Annotated in this window: 14 protein-coding genes; 1 reads left to right on the top strand and 13 read right to left on the bottom strand. The window is 71.3% G+C overall.

Features of this window, described 5'->3' with window-relative positions:
- Window positions 1-44 precede the first annotated feature (44 nt).
- On the top strand, window positions 45-407 hold the full coding sequence (locus WQO_RS07430) for a VOC family protein (RefSeq protein ID WP_010061283.1): 363 nt from the start codon (window positions 45-47) through the stop codon (window positions 405-407).
- 15 nt (window positions 408-422) lie between these two features.
- Here WQO_RS07430 and WQO_RS07435 read toward each other — a convergent pair whose 3' ends face one another.
- The 13 genes from WQO_RS07435 to WQO_RS07495 form a co-directional block, all read right to left on the bottom strand.
- Complete coding sequence (locus tag WQO_RS07435) at window positions 423-1,940, bottom strand: PH domain-containing protein (RefSeq protein WP_010061281.1); 1,518 nt, start codon at window positions 1,938-1,940, stop codon at window positions 423-425.
- A complete protein-coding gene (locus tag WQO_RS07440) occupies window positions 1,937-2,443 on the bottom strand; it encodes a PH domain-containing protein (RefSeq protein ID WP_010061280.1) in 507 nt (168 codons plus the stop codon). Before WQO_RS07440 ends, WQO_RS07435 begins: the two co-directional genes overlap by 4 nt.
- Window positions 2,444-2,447: 4 nt before the next feature.
- Entirely contained in the window at window positions 2,448-4,106 is a 1,659-nt protein-coding gene (gene pgi, locus WQO_RS07445; RefSeq protein WP_058953905.1) for a glucose-6-phosphate isomerase, read from the bottom strand.
- A 181-nt stretch (window positions 4,107-4,287) separates the two neighbouring features.
- Window positions 4,288-4,623, bottom strand: a complete 336-nt coding sequence (locus WQO_RS07450) for an RNA polymerase-binding protein RbpA (protein ID WP_006123681.1) — start codon at window positions 4,621-4,623, stop codon at window positions 4,288-4,290.
- A 111-nt stretch (window positions 4,624-4,734) separates the two neighbouring features.
- Entirely contained in the window at window positions 4,735-4,968 is a 234-nt protein-coding gene (secG, locus tag WQO_RS07455) for a preprotein translocase subunit SecG (RefSeq protein WP_010061274.1), read from the bottom strand.
- 115 nt (window positions 4,969-5,083) lie between these two features.
- Entirely contained in the window at window positions 5,084-5,860 is a 777-nt protein-coding gene (gene tpiA, locus WQO_RS07460) for a triose-phosphate isomerase (protein ID WP_010061273.1), read from the bottom strand.
- A gap of 6 nt (window positions 5,861-5,866) precedes the next feature.
- Window positions 5,867-7,078 carry a phosphoglycerate kinase gene (locus WQO_RS07465; protein ID WP_010061272.1) on the bottom strand — a complete coding sequence of 404 codons (1,212 nt, stop codon included), beginning with the start codon at window positions 7,076-7,078 and terminating at the stop codon, window positions 5,867-5,869.
- 113 nt (window positions 7,079-7,191) lie between these two features.
- Window positions 7,192-8,202 (bottom strand): type I glyceraldehyde-3-phosphate dehydrogenase, encoded by a 1,011-nt coding sequence (gap, locus tag WQO_RS07470; protein ID WP_010061271.1) that lies wholly within the window; start codon window positions 8,200-8,202, stop codon window positions 7,192-7,194.
- 261 nt (window positions 8,203-8,463) lie between these two features.
- Window positions 8,464-9,453, bottom strand: coding sequence for a DNA-binding protein WhiA (gene whiA / locus WQO_RS07475; RefSeq protein WP_006123686.1), 990 nt, complete (start codon window positions 9,451-9,453; stop codon window positions 8,464-8,466).
- On the bottom strand, window positions 9,444-10,478 hold the full coding sequence (locus tag WQO_RS07480; RefSeq protein WP_006123687.1) for a gluconeogenesis factor YvcK family protein: 1,035 nt from the start codon (window positions 10,476-10,478) through the stop codon (window positions 9,444-9,446). Before WQO_RS07480 ends, whiA begins: the two co-directional genes overlap by 10 nt.
- Window positions 10,475-11,452, bottom strand: a complete 978-nt coding sequence (rapZ, locus tag WQO_RS07485) for an RNase adapter RapZ (protein WP_073821495.1) — start codon at window positions 11,450-11,452, stop codon at window positions 10,475-10,477. The genes WQO_RS07480 and rapZ overlap by 4 nt, the downstream gene beginning before the upstream one ends.
- Complete coding sequence (gene uvrC / locus WQO_RS07490; protein WP_010061267.1) at window positions 11,449-13,530, bottom strand: excinuclease ABC subunit UvrC; 2,082 nt, start codon at window positions 13,528-13,530, stop codon at window positions 11,449-11,451. Before uvrC ends, rapZ begins: the two co-directional genes overlap by 4 nt.
- Window positions 13,531-13,662: 132 nt before the next feature.
- Window positions 13,663-14,628 carry a hypothetical protein gene (locus WQO_RS07495; RefSeq protein WP_010061265.1) on the bottom strand — a complete coding sequence of 322 codons (966 nt, stop codon included), beginning with the start codon at window positions 14,626-14,628 and terminating at the stop codon, window positions 13,663-13,665.
- Window position 14,629: the final 1 nt, after the last annotated feature.

The following is a 14,629-nucleotide window of genomic DNA, read 5'->3' on the forward strand; positions in this document are numbered from 1 at the left end:
TTTTCCCGAGCGGTCCGGGCCTTCGGCGTGAAAGGCTCGCGCTCATGGTGCATATCGGAACCGTGGTGATGGGCGCGACCGACGTGAGCAGGGCCGCCGCCTTCTGGAAGGCCGCGCTCACGTACACCGAGCGCGAGCCGGGGACGGACGACTGGGTGGTGCTGGTCCCGGTCGAGGGGCCCGGTGTCGGCGTGGCGCTGGGGCGTTCCACCTCCCCCGTGCAGGAGGTCCCCCGGGTCCACCTGGACCTCTACTCGGACGAGCAGGAGGCCGAGGTGGAGCGGCTGATGGGCCTGGGCGCCGAGCGGGTCGCGTGGGAGCTCTACCCGCCGGAACCGGACTTCGTGGTGCTCGCCGACCCCGAGGGCAACCGCTTCTGCGTCATCGACACGACGCACGGCGGCTGACCGCCCCGGGCTGCCTCAGGCGTCCTTCGGGGAACGCTCCAGGAAGGGCTCCAGCAGCCCCGGGACCGCCTCGGCGGCGAAGGTCAGGCCCTCCGACGCGTCGCTGTCGTACGCCGTGTACGCGCCGCCCCCGGCAGCCGTGGTGGCCGTGACGCTCAGCAGGCCTGCCCGGCGCTGGAACACCGACTGCTTGACCGTCCAGCCGATCACCCCGGCCCGTTCCAGGGCTGCCGTGGAGCGGCGGACCGTACCGGAGCGGGTGACCAGATAGCGGCCGGAGAGCGCGTGCCCGAGGCCCCGGTACGCGTCCAGGGCGAGCACCACCGCCACGGGGACGCCCACCACCGCGCAGCCGAGCGCGATCCACAGCAGGACGGGCGTGAGCAGCGCCCCGAGGAGGGTCACGATCACGACCGGGCCGAGGACCGCGGCGAGCGACCAGCGCAGCCGGCGGCCCCGGGCGGCGCGTGGGTGCGGGGTGAGCGCCGCGCCGGTCGGGGTGTCCGCCTCGCGCAGGACGTCGGCGGCGACGGTGTCGGCCCGGATCCGGGGCGCGACCGGGAGCAGGGTGTTGTGGTCGGCGTTCCTGGCCTCGTGGTCCTTGGCCAGGCCGGTGGTGATGGCGTCGAGGCGGGCCGCGCCGAGGAGCCGGACCCCCAGCGGCTCGACCAGGTCGACGCCGCGCAGCCGGGCCTCCTCGACGGAGATGGACCGGGAGGTGAACAGGCCGCGCCGGACCCGCAGCGTGCCGCCCGGTTCGCGCTCCAGTCGGTAGTTCCACCACATCTCGATCCAGAGGCCGAGGGCCCCGAGGACACCGGCGACCAGGGCGGCCAGCACCAGGGCGATGATCGTCCAGAGCAGCGGGGTGTCCCGGAACCGGTCGCCGACCCACTCGATGACCTGGCCCTGCGCCCCGACCCACTCGCTGACCTGCATCACGGCCCCGGCGGCGGCCCCGCCGAGCATGGGGGCGACGAAGGAGACCGGGGCGTAACGGATCCAGCGGGGGTCCAGGACGGCCAGTTCGCCCTCGTGGTGGGTGCCGCCGGCCGGTGCGGTGGCAGCGCGGTCCAGGAGGAGGCGGCGCAGCCGTTCGCCCTCGGCGCGGGTGACCGGGTCCAGTTCGAGGGTGGACTCGGAGCCCTGTTCGCCGGTGCCGATCCGGACGGTGACCAGGCCGAGGAGGCGGAGCATCGGGTTGGCGGTGAGGTCGACCGTACGGATGCGGTCGCGGGCCAGGGAGCGGCGTTTGACGAGGAGGAGGCCGGTGTGGAGGTCGACGTGCTCCTGGCCGACGCGGTAGCGGGTGCGGTGCCAGCGGACCCGGTCGGCGCCCGCCGCGACCCCGATGACCAGGACGGCTCCGGCGAGCACCTGGAGCACGGCCACGGGGAGGCTGAACCAGCGGGTGAGCCCGAGCGTGAGGGGGACGGCGGCGCCCGCGACGACCCCCGCCACGACGAGTGCGGTGACCAGGACCGTACGGGGGTCGAGGCGGCTCCAGTCGGCGGGCGGGGCGACGGTGCTCATGTGGCGTCGCCGGGGGTGTCGCGGGTGATGCGGGTGAGCCGCTCGGCCAGGTCGGCGGCGACCTCGTGGTCCAGGCCCTCGATCCGTACCGCACCCTTGGCGGAGGCGGTGGTGACCGTGACGGTGGCGAGCCGGAAGAGCTGCTCCAGCGGGCCCCTTACCGTGTCCACGGTCTGGATGCGGGACATCGGGGCGATCCGCCACTCCTGCCAGAAGAAGCCGGTGCGGACGTACACCGCGTCCTCGGTGACCTCCCAGCGGTGCGTGCGGAACCACCACAGGGGGAAGAGGACGGCGGTCGCCGTGCCCGCCGCGGCCAGGACCGCGGCGGGCAGCAGCAGCCAGAAGCGGGCCGGCTCGATCAGCGCGCCCAGCACCGCGAGCGGCACGACGGGCACGGCGGTCATCAGCAGCCACTGCGCCCGCCACCAGCCGACGGCGCGCTCGTTCAGCGTGTTGCGCGGCGGCCGCAGCCGGACCGTCTCCCCCTCCCCCTGTGGCATCGGCTCAGCGCCCGCGCAGGGTGCGGTAGGCGTCGACCAGGGCGGCGGTGGAGCTGTCGAGCTGCCCGGCGTCCGCTCCCCCGTCACCGGTCAGCAGCGGTTCGATCTTCTTGGCGAGGACCTTGCCGAGCTCGACGCCCCACTGGTCGAAGGAGTCGATGTTCCAGATGGCGCCCTGGACGAAGACCTTGTGCTCGTACAGCGCGATGAGCTGGCCCAGGACCGAGGGGGTCAGCTTGTCGGCGAGGATCGTCGTCGTGGGGTGGTTGCCCCGGAACGTCTTGTGCGGGACCAGCTCCTCGGGCACGCCTTCCGCCCGGACCTCCTCGGGCGTCTTGCCGAAGGCGAGAGCCTGCGTCTGGGCGAAGAAGTTGGCCATCAGCAGATCGTGCTGGGCGATCAGCCCGGGCAGCAGGTCGTGGACCGGGGCGGCGAAGCCGATGAAGTCCGCCGGGATGAGCTTGGTGCCCTGGTGGATCAACTGGTAGTAGGCGTGCTGCCCGTTGGTACCGGGCGTGCCCCAGACGACCGGGCCGGTCTGCCACTCCACGCGGTCGCCCTCGCGGTCGACGGACTTGCCGTTGGACTCCATGTCGAGCTGCTGGAGATACGCGGTGAACTTGGACAGGTAGTGGCTGTAGGGCAGCACCGCGTGCGACTGGGCGTCGAAGAAGTTGCCGTACCAGACGCCGAGGAGGCCCAGCAGGAGCGGGGCGTTCTGCTCGGCGGGGGCGGTGCGGAAGTGCTCGTCGACGAGGTGGAAGCCGTCCAGCATCTCGCGGAAGCGGTCCGGGCCGATGGCGACCATCAGCGAGAGGCCGATGGCGGAGTCGTAGCTGTAGCGGCCGCCGACCCAGTCCCAGAACTCGAACATGTTGGCCGTGTCGATGCCGAACTCCTCGACCTTCTCGGCATTGGTCGACAGTGCTACGAAGTGCTTCGCGACGGCGTCCTGACCGGCCCTCAGCTCGGTCAGCAGCCAGTCGCGGGCGGAGGTGGCGTTGGTGATGGTCTCGATCGTCGTGAACGTCTTGGAGGCGATGACGAACAGCGTCTCGGCCGGGTCGAGATCCCGGACGGCCTCGTGGAGGTCGGCGCCGTCGACGTTGGAGACGAAGCGGAGGGTGAGGTCGCGGTCCGTGAAGGAGCGCAGCACCTCGTAGGCCATGGCGGGGCCGAGGTCGGAGCCGCCGATGCCGATGTTGACGATGTTCTTGACGGGCTTGCCGGTGTGGCCGGTCCACTGCCCGGAGCGGACCTGGTCGGCGAAGGAGGCCATCTTGTCGAGGACGGCGTGCACGGCCGGGACGACGTTCTCGCCGTCGACCTCGACGACCGCGTCGCGCGGGGCGCGGAGCGCGGTGTGCAGGACCGCCCGGTCCTCGGTGGTGTTGATCTTCTCGCCGCGGAACATCGCGTCCCGCAGCTCCGCGACCCCGGTGGCGGCGGCCAGCTCGCGCAGCAGGCGCAGCGTCTCGTCGGTGACCAGGTGCTTGGAGTAGTCGAGGTGGAGGTCGCCGACCCGCAGGGTGTAGGCGGTGCCCCGCTCCGGCTGCCGCGCGAACAGCTCGCGCAGCCGGGGTGCGCCGAGCTCCTCACGGTGCTTGGCGAGAGCCGTCCACTCGGGCGTCTGGTTGAGCTTGGTTCGGCTTGCTGCGTTCATCCGGGATATCAGCCCACTTCTCACTCGTCATCAGCATCCCCGCTGCCCCTCCAACCTAATTGATCGAGGAGGCCGACGGCGTGGAGGAGGAGGGTGGCGCGGGAACGCGATACGGCCGGACACCTGTGGGGTGTCCGGCCGGTGAACGACTGGGGTTTCCGTGGAGCTGTGCGGGGAGATGTCAGATCTCGCCGCGGAGTTTGGCCAGTGCCTCGGCGAGGATCGCCTCGCCGTCCTCGTCGCTGCGCCGCTCGCGTACGTACGCCAGATGCGTCTTGTACGGCTCGGTGCGGGGCGGGTCGGGCGGGCTGTCCTTGTCCTGGCCGGCCGGGAAGCCGCAGCGCGGGCAGTCCCAGGTGTCCGGCACCTGCGCGTCATGGGCGAAGCTCGGCTGCGTCTCGTGCCCGTTCGAGCACCAGAAGGAGATGCGGGCGCGCGGCGCGGACTCACCGCGCTCGGCCTCCCCCATCGGCCCCGCTCCGACCCGGCTTCCCCGGATCGCGTTGCCACTTGCCACGGTCGTAACTCCCTGCGTGATGGTGCTCGAAGGATGCCTCAGTCTACGTAAGGCCCAACGTGCGTCCAGTGGAAGGAGTTACACCGTTACCGGAATCGCGGAACGGGTCGTTCAGTCGAGCTTGATGAGCAGACCGAGGACGACGATGCACGCGAACCAGACCAGACCGACCACCACGGTGATCCGGTCGAGGTTACGCTCGGCGACCGAGGAGCCACCGACGGAGGACTGCATTCCGCCACCGAACATGTCGGAGAGGCCGCCGCCCTTGCCCTTGTGCATGAGCACCAGCAGCATCAGCAGCAGGCTGAAGACGATCAGGGCGATCTGGAACGCCAGAATCACGGCTGGTCCCTACTTTCCGGATTTCTCGAATACTGCCTGTACGTACAGCGGGGGCCGGAGGGTGACCACCCCCTCGGCCCCCGCAAGGGTACGACGGATCGGCGCTACCGCATACTCACTGGTCGCGGAAGCGGACGATCTTGACGAACTCGTCGGCGTCCAGCGCGGCGCCGCCGATGAGGGCGCCGTCCACGTCGGGCTGCGCCATGATCGCGGCGACGTTGCCGGACTTGACGGAGCCGCCGTACTGGATGCGGACGGCGTCGGCCAGCTCCTGCGAGTACAGCTCGGCGAGACGGCGGCGGATCGCGCCGCAGACCTCCTGGGCGTCCTCGGGGGTGGCGACCTCGCCGGTCCCGATGGCCCAGACCGGCTCGTAGGCGATGACGATGGTCTCGGCCTGCTCGGCCGGGATGTCCTTCAGGGCGCCGTCGAGCTGCGCGAGGGTGTAGGAGACCTGGTCACCGGCCTTGCGGATGTCCAGGCCCTCGCCGACGCAGAGGATCGGGGTCAGGCCGCATCTGAAGGCCGCCTTCACCTTGGCGTTGCAGATCTCGTCGCTCTCGGCGTGGTACTGGCGGCGCTCGCTGTGGCCGACGGCCACGTAGGTGCAGCGCAGCTTGGCGAGCATGGGGCCGGAGATCTCACCGGTGTACGCGCCGGAGTCGTGCGCCGAGATGTCCTGGGCGCCGTACTTGATCTTCAGCTTGTCGCCGTCGACGAGGGTCTGCACGGAGCGCAGGTCGGTGAAGGGCGCCAGGACGGCGACCTCGACGTCCTCGTAGTCCTTGTCGGTCAGCGCGAAGGAGAGCTTCTGGACGTGGGCGATGGCCTCGAGGTGGTTGAGGTTCATCTTCCAGTTGCCCGCCATCAGCGGGGTGCGGGTGGTCATGAAAGGTCAGTCCTCCAGTGCGGCGAGCCCGGGAAGCGTCTTGCCCTCGAGGTATTCGAGGCTCGCGCCGCCACCGGTCGAAATATGTCCGAAAGCATTCTCGTCGAAGCCCAGGATGCGGACGGCCGCGGCGGAGTCGCCACCGCCGACGACGCTGAAGGCCGGGGAGTCGACGAGCGCCTGGGCGACCGCGCGGGTGCCGTCGGCGAAGTCGGGGTGCTCGAAGACGCCCATCGGGCCGTTCCAGAAGACGGTGGCCGCGTCGGCGAGCTTCGATGCGTAGAGCTTGTTGGTCTCGGGCCCGTTGTCCAGCCCCATCTGGCCGGCCGGCATGGCGTCGGCGGCGACGGTGGTGGGGTGGGCCGGGGCCTTGGTCTTCAGGTCGGGGAAGGCGGGGGCGACGACGACGTCGACGGGGAGGACGAACTCCACACCCTTCTCCTCGGCCCGGCGCAGGTACTCCTGCACGGCGGGGATCTGGTCCTCCTGGAGCAGCGAGCTGCCGACCTCGTGGCCCTGGGCCTTGAGGAAGGTGTACGCCATGCCGCCGCCGATGAGGATGCGGTCGGCCCGCTCCAGCAGGTGGTCGATCACGCCGAGCTTGTCGGAGACCTTGGCACCGCCGAGGACGACCGCGTACGGGCGCTGGACGTCGGTGGTGAGCTTCTTCAGGACGCCGACCTCGGTGGCGATGAGGTAGCCCGCGTAGTGCGGCAGCCGGGCCGGGAGGTCGAAGACCGAGGCGTGCTTGCGGTGTACGGCACCGAAGCCGTCGCCCACGTAGACGTCGGCGAGCTCGGCGAGCCGGTCGGCGAAGGCGCCGCGCTCGGCGTCGTCCTTGGAGGTCTCGCCGGGGTTGAAGCGGAGGTTCTCGATGACGGCGGCCTGGCCGTCGGCGAGGCCGGCGACCGTGGCGCGGGCGGACTCGCCGACCGTGTCGGTGGCGAAGGCGACGTCGGCGCCGAGGAGTTCACCCAGGCGGGCGGCGGCGGGCGCCAGCGAGAAGGCCGGGTCCGGGGCGCCCTTGGGGCGGCCGAGGTGCGAGGCGACGACGACACGCGCGCCGGCCTCGGCGAGCTTGGCGACCGTCGGGAGGACGGCGCGGATCCGGCCGTCGTCGGTGATCGTGGTGCCGTCCAGCGGCACATTGAGGTCGGCGCGGACGAATACCCGCTTGCCCGCGACCCCTTCGGCGAGAAGTTCGTCGATCGTCTTCATCTGTTCCGTTTACTCCTTGGAAGGACCGATGAGCATGCTAAGGGGCTCGCCCGGCGCGTCGTTGCGCCGGGCGAGCCCCTCAGTTCACATCGATGTGCCTGCCGACCCGAGGATCAGAGCTGCTCGCCGACGAAGACCGTGAGGTCGACGAGGCGGTTGGAGTAGCCCCACTCGTTGTCGTACCAGCCGAGGATCTTCACCGAGTTCCCCTCCTGGACCATGGTCAGGGAGGAGTCGAAGGTGCAGGACGACGGGTCGCCGACGATGTCCGAGGAGACGATCGGGTCCTCGGTGTACGTCAGGAAGCCCTTGAGGGCGCCGTCGTCGGAGGCCTTCTTGAACGCGGCGTTGACCTCGTCCTTGGTGACCTCGCGCTGGAGGGTGACGACCAGGTCGGTGGCGGAGCCGGTCGGGACCGGGACGCGCATCGCGATGCCGTCGAGCTTGCCCTTGAGCTGCGGGAGGACCAGGGCGGTGGCCTTCGCGGCACCGGTCGTGGTCGGGATGATGTTCTCGGCGGCGGCGCGGGCGCGGCGCAGGTCCGAGTGCGGGAAGTCCAGGATGCGCTGGTCGTTGGTGTAGGCGTGGACCGTCGTCATCAGACCCTTGACGATGCCGAAGTTCTCGTCGAGGACCTTGGCCATCGGCGCCACACAGTTGGTGGTGCAGGAGGCGTTGGAGATGACGTTGTGCTGGGCCGCGTCGTACTGGTCCTGGTTGACGCCCATCACGATGGTGATGTCCTCGTCCTTGGCCGGAGCCGAGATGAGGACCTTCTTGGCGCCGCCCGCGATGTGCTTCTCGGCGTCGGCCTTCTTGGTGAAGATGCCGGTCGACTCGATGACGATGTCGACGCCCAGCTCACCCCAGGGGATGTCGGCCGGGTTGCGCTCGGAGAGCACCTTGATGGTGTGACCGTCGACGGTGATGGTGTCGGCGGTGTGGCTGACCTCTGCCTTGAGGCGGCCCAGGATGGTGTCGTACTTCAGCAGGTGTGCAGTGGTCGCAGTGTCACCCAGGTCGTTGACAGCCACGATCTCGATGTCCGCACCCTGCTCGAGCAGCGCGCGGAAGTAGTTGCGACCGATGCGGCCGAAGCCGTTGATGCCTACGCGGATCGTCACGAACCGATCTCCTCGTTAGGTACGCCGGTTTTCGACGCCGGCGAGTTGTATAGGGATGTCCCCGACCGCTTCCGACCCTACCTCTCCGAGGGCCGGGGAGTGACATCGAGAGGGGCACTGTGCGCCACCGGAAACGACCGGAGGCCCGTACTCGCCAGTAGGAGTACGGACCTCCGTTTCGCCTGCCGGGACATGCGTCCCGGTGGCCCGGGACCGAGGTCCCGGTGGGTTCGGGACCAACGTCCCCCGCCCGCCGCCGAGTCAGCCGACCAGGCCGTCGGCGAGCTCCTCGCTGAGGGTCGCCTCGGTCCCCGGGATGCCCAGGTCCTGGGCCCGCTTGTCGGCCATCGCGAGCAGCCGGCGGATCCGGCCGGCCACCGCGTCCTTGGTCAGCGGCGGGTCGGCGAGCGCGCCCAGCTCCTCCAGGGAGGCCTGCTTGTGCTCCATGCGCAGCCTTCCCGCGGCGGCGAGGTGCTCGGGGACCTCCTCGCCGAGGATCTCCAGCGCGCGCCCCACCCGGGCCCCGGCGGCGACCGCGGCGCGGGCCGAGCGGCGCAGGTTCGCGTCGTCGAAGTTGGCGAGCCGGTTGGCCGTGGCGCGGACCTCGCGCCGCATCCGCCGCTCCTCCCAGGCGAGCACAGCGTCGTGGGCGCCGAGCCGGGTCAGCAGGGCGCCGATCGCGTCGCCGTCGCGGACGACCACGCGGTCCACGCCGCGCACCTCGCGGGCCTTGGCGGCGATGGAGAGCCGGCGGGCCGCGCCGACCAGGGCGAGGGCCGCCTCGGGGCCCGGGCAGGTGACCTCCAGGGAGGAGGAGCGGCCGGGCTCGGTGAGCGAGCCGTGGGCGAGGAAGGCACCGCGCCAGGCCGCCTCGGCGTCGCAGGTGGCCCCCGAGACCACCTGCGGGGGCAGCCCGCGGATCGGCCGGCCGCGGCCGTCGACCAGACCGGTCTGGCGGGCCAGCTGGTCGCCGCCCGCCACCACGCGGACGACGTAGCGCGAGCCGCGCCGCAGTCCGCCGGGGGCCATCACGATCAGCTCCGAGCTGTGCCCGAAGATCTCCAGGATGTCGCGCTTGAGGCGGCGGGCGGCGTTGCCGGTGTCCAGCTCCGCCTCGATCACGATCCGGCCGCTCACCAGGTGCAGCCCGCCCGCGAACCGAAGAATCGCCGAGACCTCTGCTTTCCTGCAGCAGGTCCGGGTGACGGGAAGATGAGAGATTTCGTTCTTCACCGCTGGCGTCATCGCCATGGGCCGATCCTTCCATGCATCCGAAAAATACGGTCGTACGCGGCGGCCAACAGCTCCTGATCATGGACCGGAACGCCGTCGGGCGATGCCACCGGCGCCAGCTCGACCGCGGCTCCGAGCCGCTGGGCGGCGTCGGCGAGGGACTCACGGTCGGGCACGGCGGCCTCGTCGGCCAGCACCACGTCCAAGGCGAGTTTAGGGGCGTGTCGCCCCAAAACCTCCAAATGACGCTGCGGTGAGAAGCCTTCTGTTTCACCGGGCTGGGGCGCGAGGTTCAGCGAGAGGACCTTGCGGGCCTTCGTGGTGACCAGGGCGTCGAGCAGTTCCGGCACGAGCAGGTGCGGGATCACCGAGGAGAACCAGGAGCCGGGGCCGAGGACCACCCAGTCGGCGTCCAGGACCGCCGCCACGGCCTCCGGGACGGCCGGCGGGTCGGGCGGGACCACGTGCACGGACTGCACCTCGCCGGGCGTGAGCGCCACCGTGGCCTGGCCGCGCACGGTGACGATCGCGTCGGGCAGGTCGGGGTCGTGGCCCTTGACCAGTGCCTGGAGCTCCAGCGGGACCGCCGACATCGGCAGCACCCGGCCGTGCGCGCCGAGCAGCTTGCCGACCAGGTCGAGCGCCTGGACGTGGTCGCCGAGCTGCTCCCAGAGGGCGACGATCAGCAGATTGCCGACCGCGTGCCCGTGGAGGTCGCCCTTGGACTCGAACCGGTGCTGGACCACCTGGGACCAGGTGCGGCCCCAGTCGTCGTCGCCGCACAGTGCCGCGAGCGCCTTGCGGAGGTCGCCCGGCGGCAGCACGCCCAGCTCCTCGCGCAGCCGGCCGCTGGAGCCGCCGTCGTCGGCGACGGTGACCACGGCCGTGAGATCGCCGGTGATCCGGCGCAGCGCCGTCAGGGACGCCGAGAGGCCCATGCCGCCGCCGAGCGCGACGACCTTGGGCTGAGCACCGCGCTTGCGGCCCGAGAGCGCCGATGTGGCGCGGCTCAGGCGCCGCATCCGCAGATTGCGTCCGGTCACTCTCGCCCCATGTCGCGGTGCACGAGGACGGTCTCGATGCCTTCGGCGGCGAGGCGGGCGGAGAGCTTCTCGGACATGGCGACGGAGCGGTGCTTGCCGCCGGTGCAGCCCACGGCGATGGTCACGTACCGCTTGCCCTCGCGGCGGTAGCCCGCGGCGATCAGCTGGAGCAGCTCGGTGTACTGGTTGAGGAACTCCTTGGCGCCCGGCTGGTCGAAGACGTAGTCGGACACCTCCTCGTTGACGCCGGTGAAGGGGCGCAGCTCGGGGACCCAGTGCGGGTTCGGCAGGAAGCGGCAGTCGACGACCAGGTCGGCGTCGACGGGCAGGCCGTACTTGTAGCCGAAGGACATCACCGTGGCCCGCAGCTCCGGCTCGGACTCGCCCGCGAACTGGGCGTCCATCTTGGCCCGCAGCTCGTGCACGTTGAGGCTGGAGGTGTCGATGACCAGGTCGGCGTCGCCGCGCAGCTCGCGCAGCAGGTCGCGCTCGGCCGCGATGCCGTCGACGATGCGCCCGTCGCCCTGGAGGGGGTGCGGGCGGCGGACGGACTCGAAGCGGCGCACCAAGGCGTCGTCGGAGGACTCCAGGAAGACGATCCGCCGGGTGACGTGCTTGGCCTCCAGGTCCGCGAGGGATTCGCGGAGGTTGTCGAAGAACCGCCGGCCGCGTACGTCGACGACGACGGCGATCCGGGCCACGTTGCCCTGGGACCGGGCGCCGAGCTCGACCATCGTGGGGATCAGCGCGGGCGGCAGGTTGTCGACGACGAACCAGCCGAGGTCCTCCAGACACTTGGCGGCGGTGCTGCGGCCGGCGCCCGACATCCCGGAGATGATCACCAGCTCGGGGATGGCCGCGTCACCCGTCTCGTTCGGGGTGTTCGTACTCACGTCTGCTGCTCCGTCTGCTCGGTGTGCTCGGTCTGCGGTGTGCTCTGTGTGCTGTGCGGTCTCGTGGCTGTTCTCGGTCATGAGCTGCCCCCGTCGTCCTCTTCAATGATCTCTCCTGTGGCCGTGTTCACGGCAGGTGCCGCGGGAGCGGTCGAGGCGAGGGCGGCGGCCACCGATTCCGCCGTCCTTCGCCCTATCCCGGGGACCTCGCAGATCTCGTCGATTGTCGCCTGCCGGAGCTTCTTCACCGAGCCGAAATGCTTGATCAGTGCCTGCTTCCGGGTCTCGCCGAGGCCGGACACGTCGTCGAGGGGGCTGGTGCGGATGCGCTTGGCGCGTTTGGCCCGCTGGTAGGTGATGGCGAAGCGGTGCGCCTCGTCCCGGACGCGCTGGAGGAGGTAGAGGCCCTCGCTGGAGCGGGGCAGGACCACGGGATCGTCGTCGTCGGGGAGCCAGACCTCTTCGAGGCGCTTGGCGAGGCCGCAGACGGCGATGTCGTCGATGCCCAGCTCGTCCAGGGCGCGCTTGGCGGCGGCCACCTGGGGCTGCCCGCCGTCGACGACGACGAGCTGCGGCGGGTAGGCGAACCGCTTGGGACGGCCGTCGTCCTCCCGGGGCTCGGTGTCCTTTGCGACGGCGGTGGGCTCGCCGTCTCCGACGGCCGGGCCTGCGGCGGGGACCGGGCCGGGAACGGGGCCGGAGGGGGCGGGGCCGTCGGCCGGGGTACCCGTCGGCTGCTCCTCCCACTCCCCCGTGCGCTCCTTCTCCTGGAGGTAGCGCCTGAAGCGGCGGCCGATCACCTCGTGCATCGAGCGGACGTCGTCCTGGCCCTCGAAGCCCTTGATCTGGAAGCGGCGGTACTCGCTCTTGCGGGCGAGGCCGTCCTCGAAGACCACCATGGAGGCCACCACGTCGTCGCCCTGCAGGTGGGAGATGTCGTAGCACTCGATGCGCAGCGGGGCGGTGTCCAGGCCGAGCGCCTCGGCGATCTCCTCCAGGGCGCGGGAGCGGGTGGTCAGGTCGGAGGCGCGCTTGGTCTTGTGCAGCCCGAGGGCCTGCTGGGCGTTGCGCTGGACCGTGGCCATGAGGTCCTTCTTGTCGCCGCGCTGCGGGATGCGCAGGCTCACCTGGGAGCCCCGGCGCTCGGCGAGCCACTGGGAGACCGCTTCGGTGTCCTCGGGCAGGGCGGGGACCAGGACCTCCTTGGGGACGGCGTCGCCGCGCTCCTCCCCGTACAGCTGCTGGAGGGCGTGCTCGACGAGGCCGGAGGTGTCGACCGCCTCGACCTTGTCGGTGACCCAGCCGCGCTGGCCGCGCACCCGGCCGCCGCGTACGTGGAAGATCTGGAGGGCGGCCTCCAGCTCGTCCTCGGCGACGGCGATCAAGTCGGCGTCGGTGGCGTCGGCCAGGACGACGGCGCTCTTCTCCATGGCCCGCTTGAGGGCCCCGGCGTCGTCGCGGAGGCGGGCGGCCCGCTCGTACTCCATCTCCTCGGCCGCCTGCATCATGTCCTTCTCCAGGCGGCGGATGTAGGTGCCGGTGCGCCCGGCCATGAAGTCGCAGAAGTCCTCGGCCAGATCCCGGTGTTCCTCGGGGGTGACCCGGCCGACGCAGGGGGCGGAGCACTTGCCGATATAGCCCAGCAGGCAGGGACGGCCGGTGCGCTCGGCGTTCTTGAAGACCCCGGCGGAGCAGGTGCGGACGGGGAAGACGCGGAGCATCAGGTCGACCGTCTCGCGGATCGCCCAGGCGTGGCCGTACGGACCGAAGTAGCGCACGCCCTTCTTCTTGGCGCCGCGCATCACCTGGACGCGGGGGAACTCCTCGTTGAGCGTGACCGCGAGGTAGGGATAGCTCTTGTCGTCCCGGTACTTGACGTTGAACCGGGGGTCGAACTCCTTGATCCAGGAGTACTCCAGCTGGAGCGCCTCGACCTCGGTGGAGACGACCGTCCACTCGACGGACGCGGCGGTAGTGACCATGGTGCGCGTACGCGGGTGGAGATTGGCCAGGTCCTGGAAGTAGTTGGCCACGCGCTGGCGCAGGTTCTTGGCCTTCCCGACGTAGATCACCCGGCGGTGCTCGTCGCGGAACTTGTAGACCCCCGGGGAGTCGGGGATCTGTCCCGGCTTGGGGCGGTAGCTGGAGGGGTCTGCCATGTCTCACACCCTACTTGCGGGCAGTGACAGTGCGTCGTCCTCACGTCTTGCCGGGGGCGGTGCCGCGCTCCGGAGTGCCGTGGGGTGTTCCGCACCCCGGAGCGCGGGCCGACGGGCCGCTGGAGTCGCCGCTCAGGCGTCCGTGGCCGGGGATCGCCCGGTACGGCTCCGGCGGCGCAGCGCGGCGGCCCCGCACAGGACCAGGGCGAGCAGCGCCCCGGCGCCGGCGGTGGTGGAGACCGCGGTCAGAGCCGTGTCGGGGCCCTGGGCCGCGCCGGCCAGTGCGGGGCTTGTGCCGCGGTCCGGGGCGGCCTGGTCCGCCGCCGGGCCCGAGACGGGGCCAGGGGCGGGCGCGGATCCGCCGGCCGGTCCGGTTGCCGCGTCGGGGCCGTAGCCGCCCGCCTTGCCGGAGCGGGCGTATCCGGAGCCGGGCAGCTTGTCGCCGTAGGCCTCCTGCACCCGGGTCCGGTAGGCGTCGAGCGTGGCGCCCTTGGCTCCGACGGCGGCCTTCGCGTCCTGGTCGAGCGGGAGCACCCGGGAGCCGTCGTGGACGTACCAGGCGTCGATCTGCGGTTCGCGGAAGACGGTGCCGCCGGGGAGCGCGCGGGCCCCCTGGGCGACGTAACGGGCCTCGTCGTCGCCGGTGGCGATGTTCACCACCTGCCAGTCGCCGTCGGCGCTTGCCCCGGGGAGGGTCCACAGGGAGGCCTTCTGGCCGTCGGAGGAGACGGCGGTGCTGGCGAGGTAGTCCAGGGTGCTCGGGGCGGCCCCGGGCTTTCCGGCGACGAAGGCGGCCGAGAGCGTGCGGACGGGAACGGCCTCGCCCTCGATCCTCGGTGCGCTGGCCTTCCTGCTCACCGCGCCCTCCCGGGCGAAGAACCGGGACAGGGTGTCCAGGGTCGCCGGCTCGGTCGCGGCCTCGTGGGCGGCTTCGAGGGTCGACGCGGTCAGCTTGGGCGGGGCCGCGCGGCCGTCGTCGGCGAGGGCGGGAGCGGCGGCGGTGAACAGGGCGGCACCGGTGAGGGCGGTGGCGACGGCGATGCGCCGGGTGGTGGCCGCGTTCCGCGTGGTGGCTGTGCGCCGGGTGGTGGAGTTCATG

Source organism: Streptomyces globisporus C-1027, assembly GCF_000261345.2.
Taxonomy (GTDB): domain Bacteria; phylum Actinomycetota; class Actinomycetes; order Streptomycetales; family Streptomycetaceae; genus Streptomyces; species Streptomyces pakalii.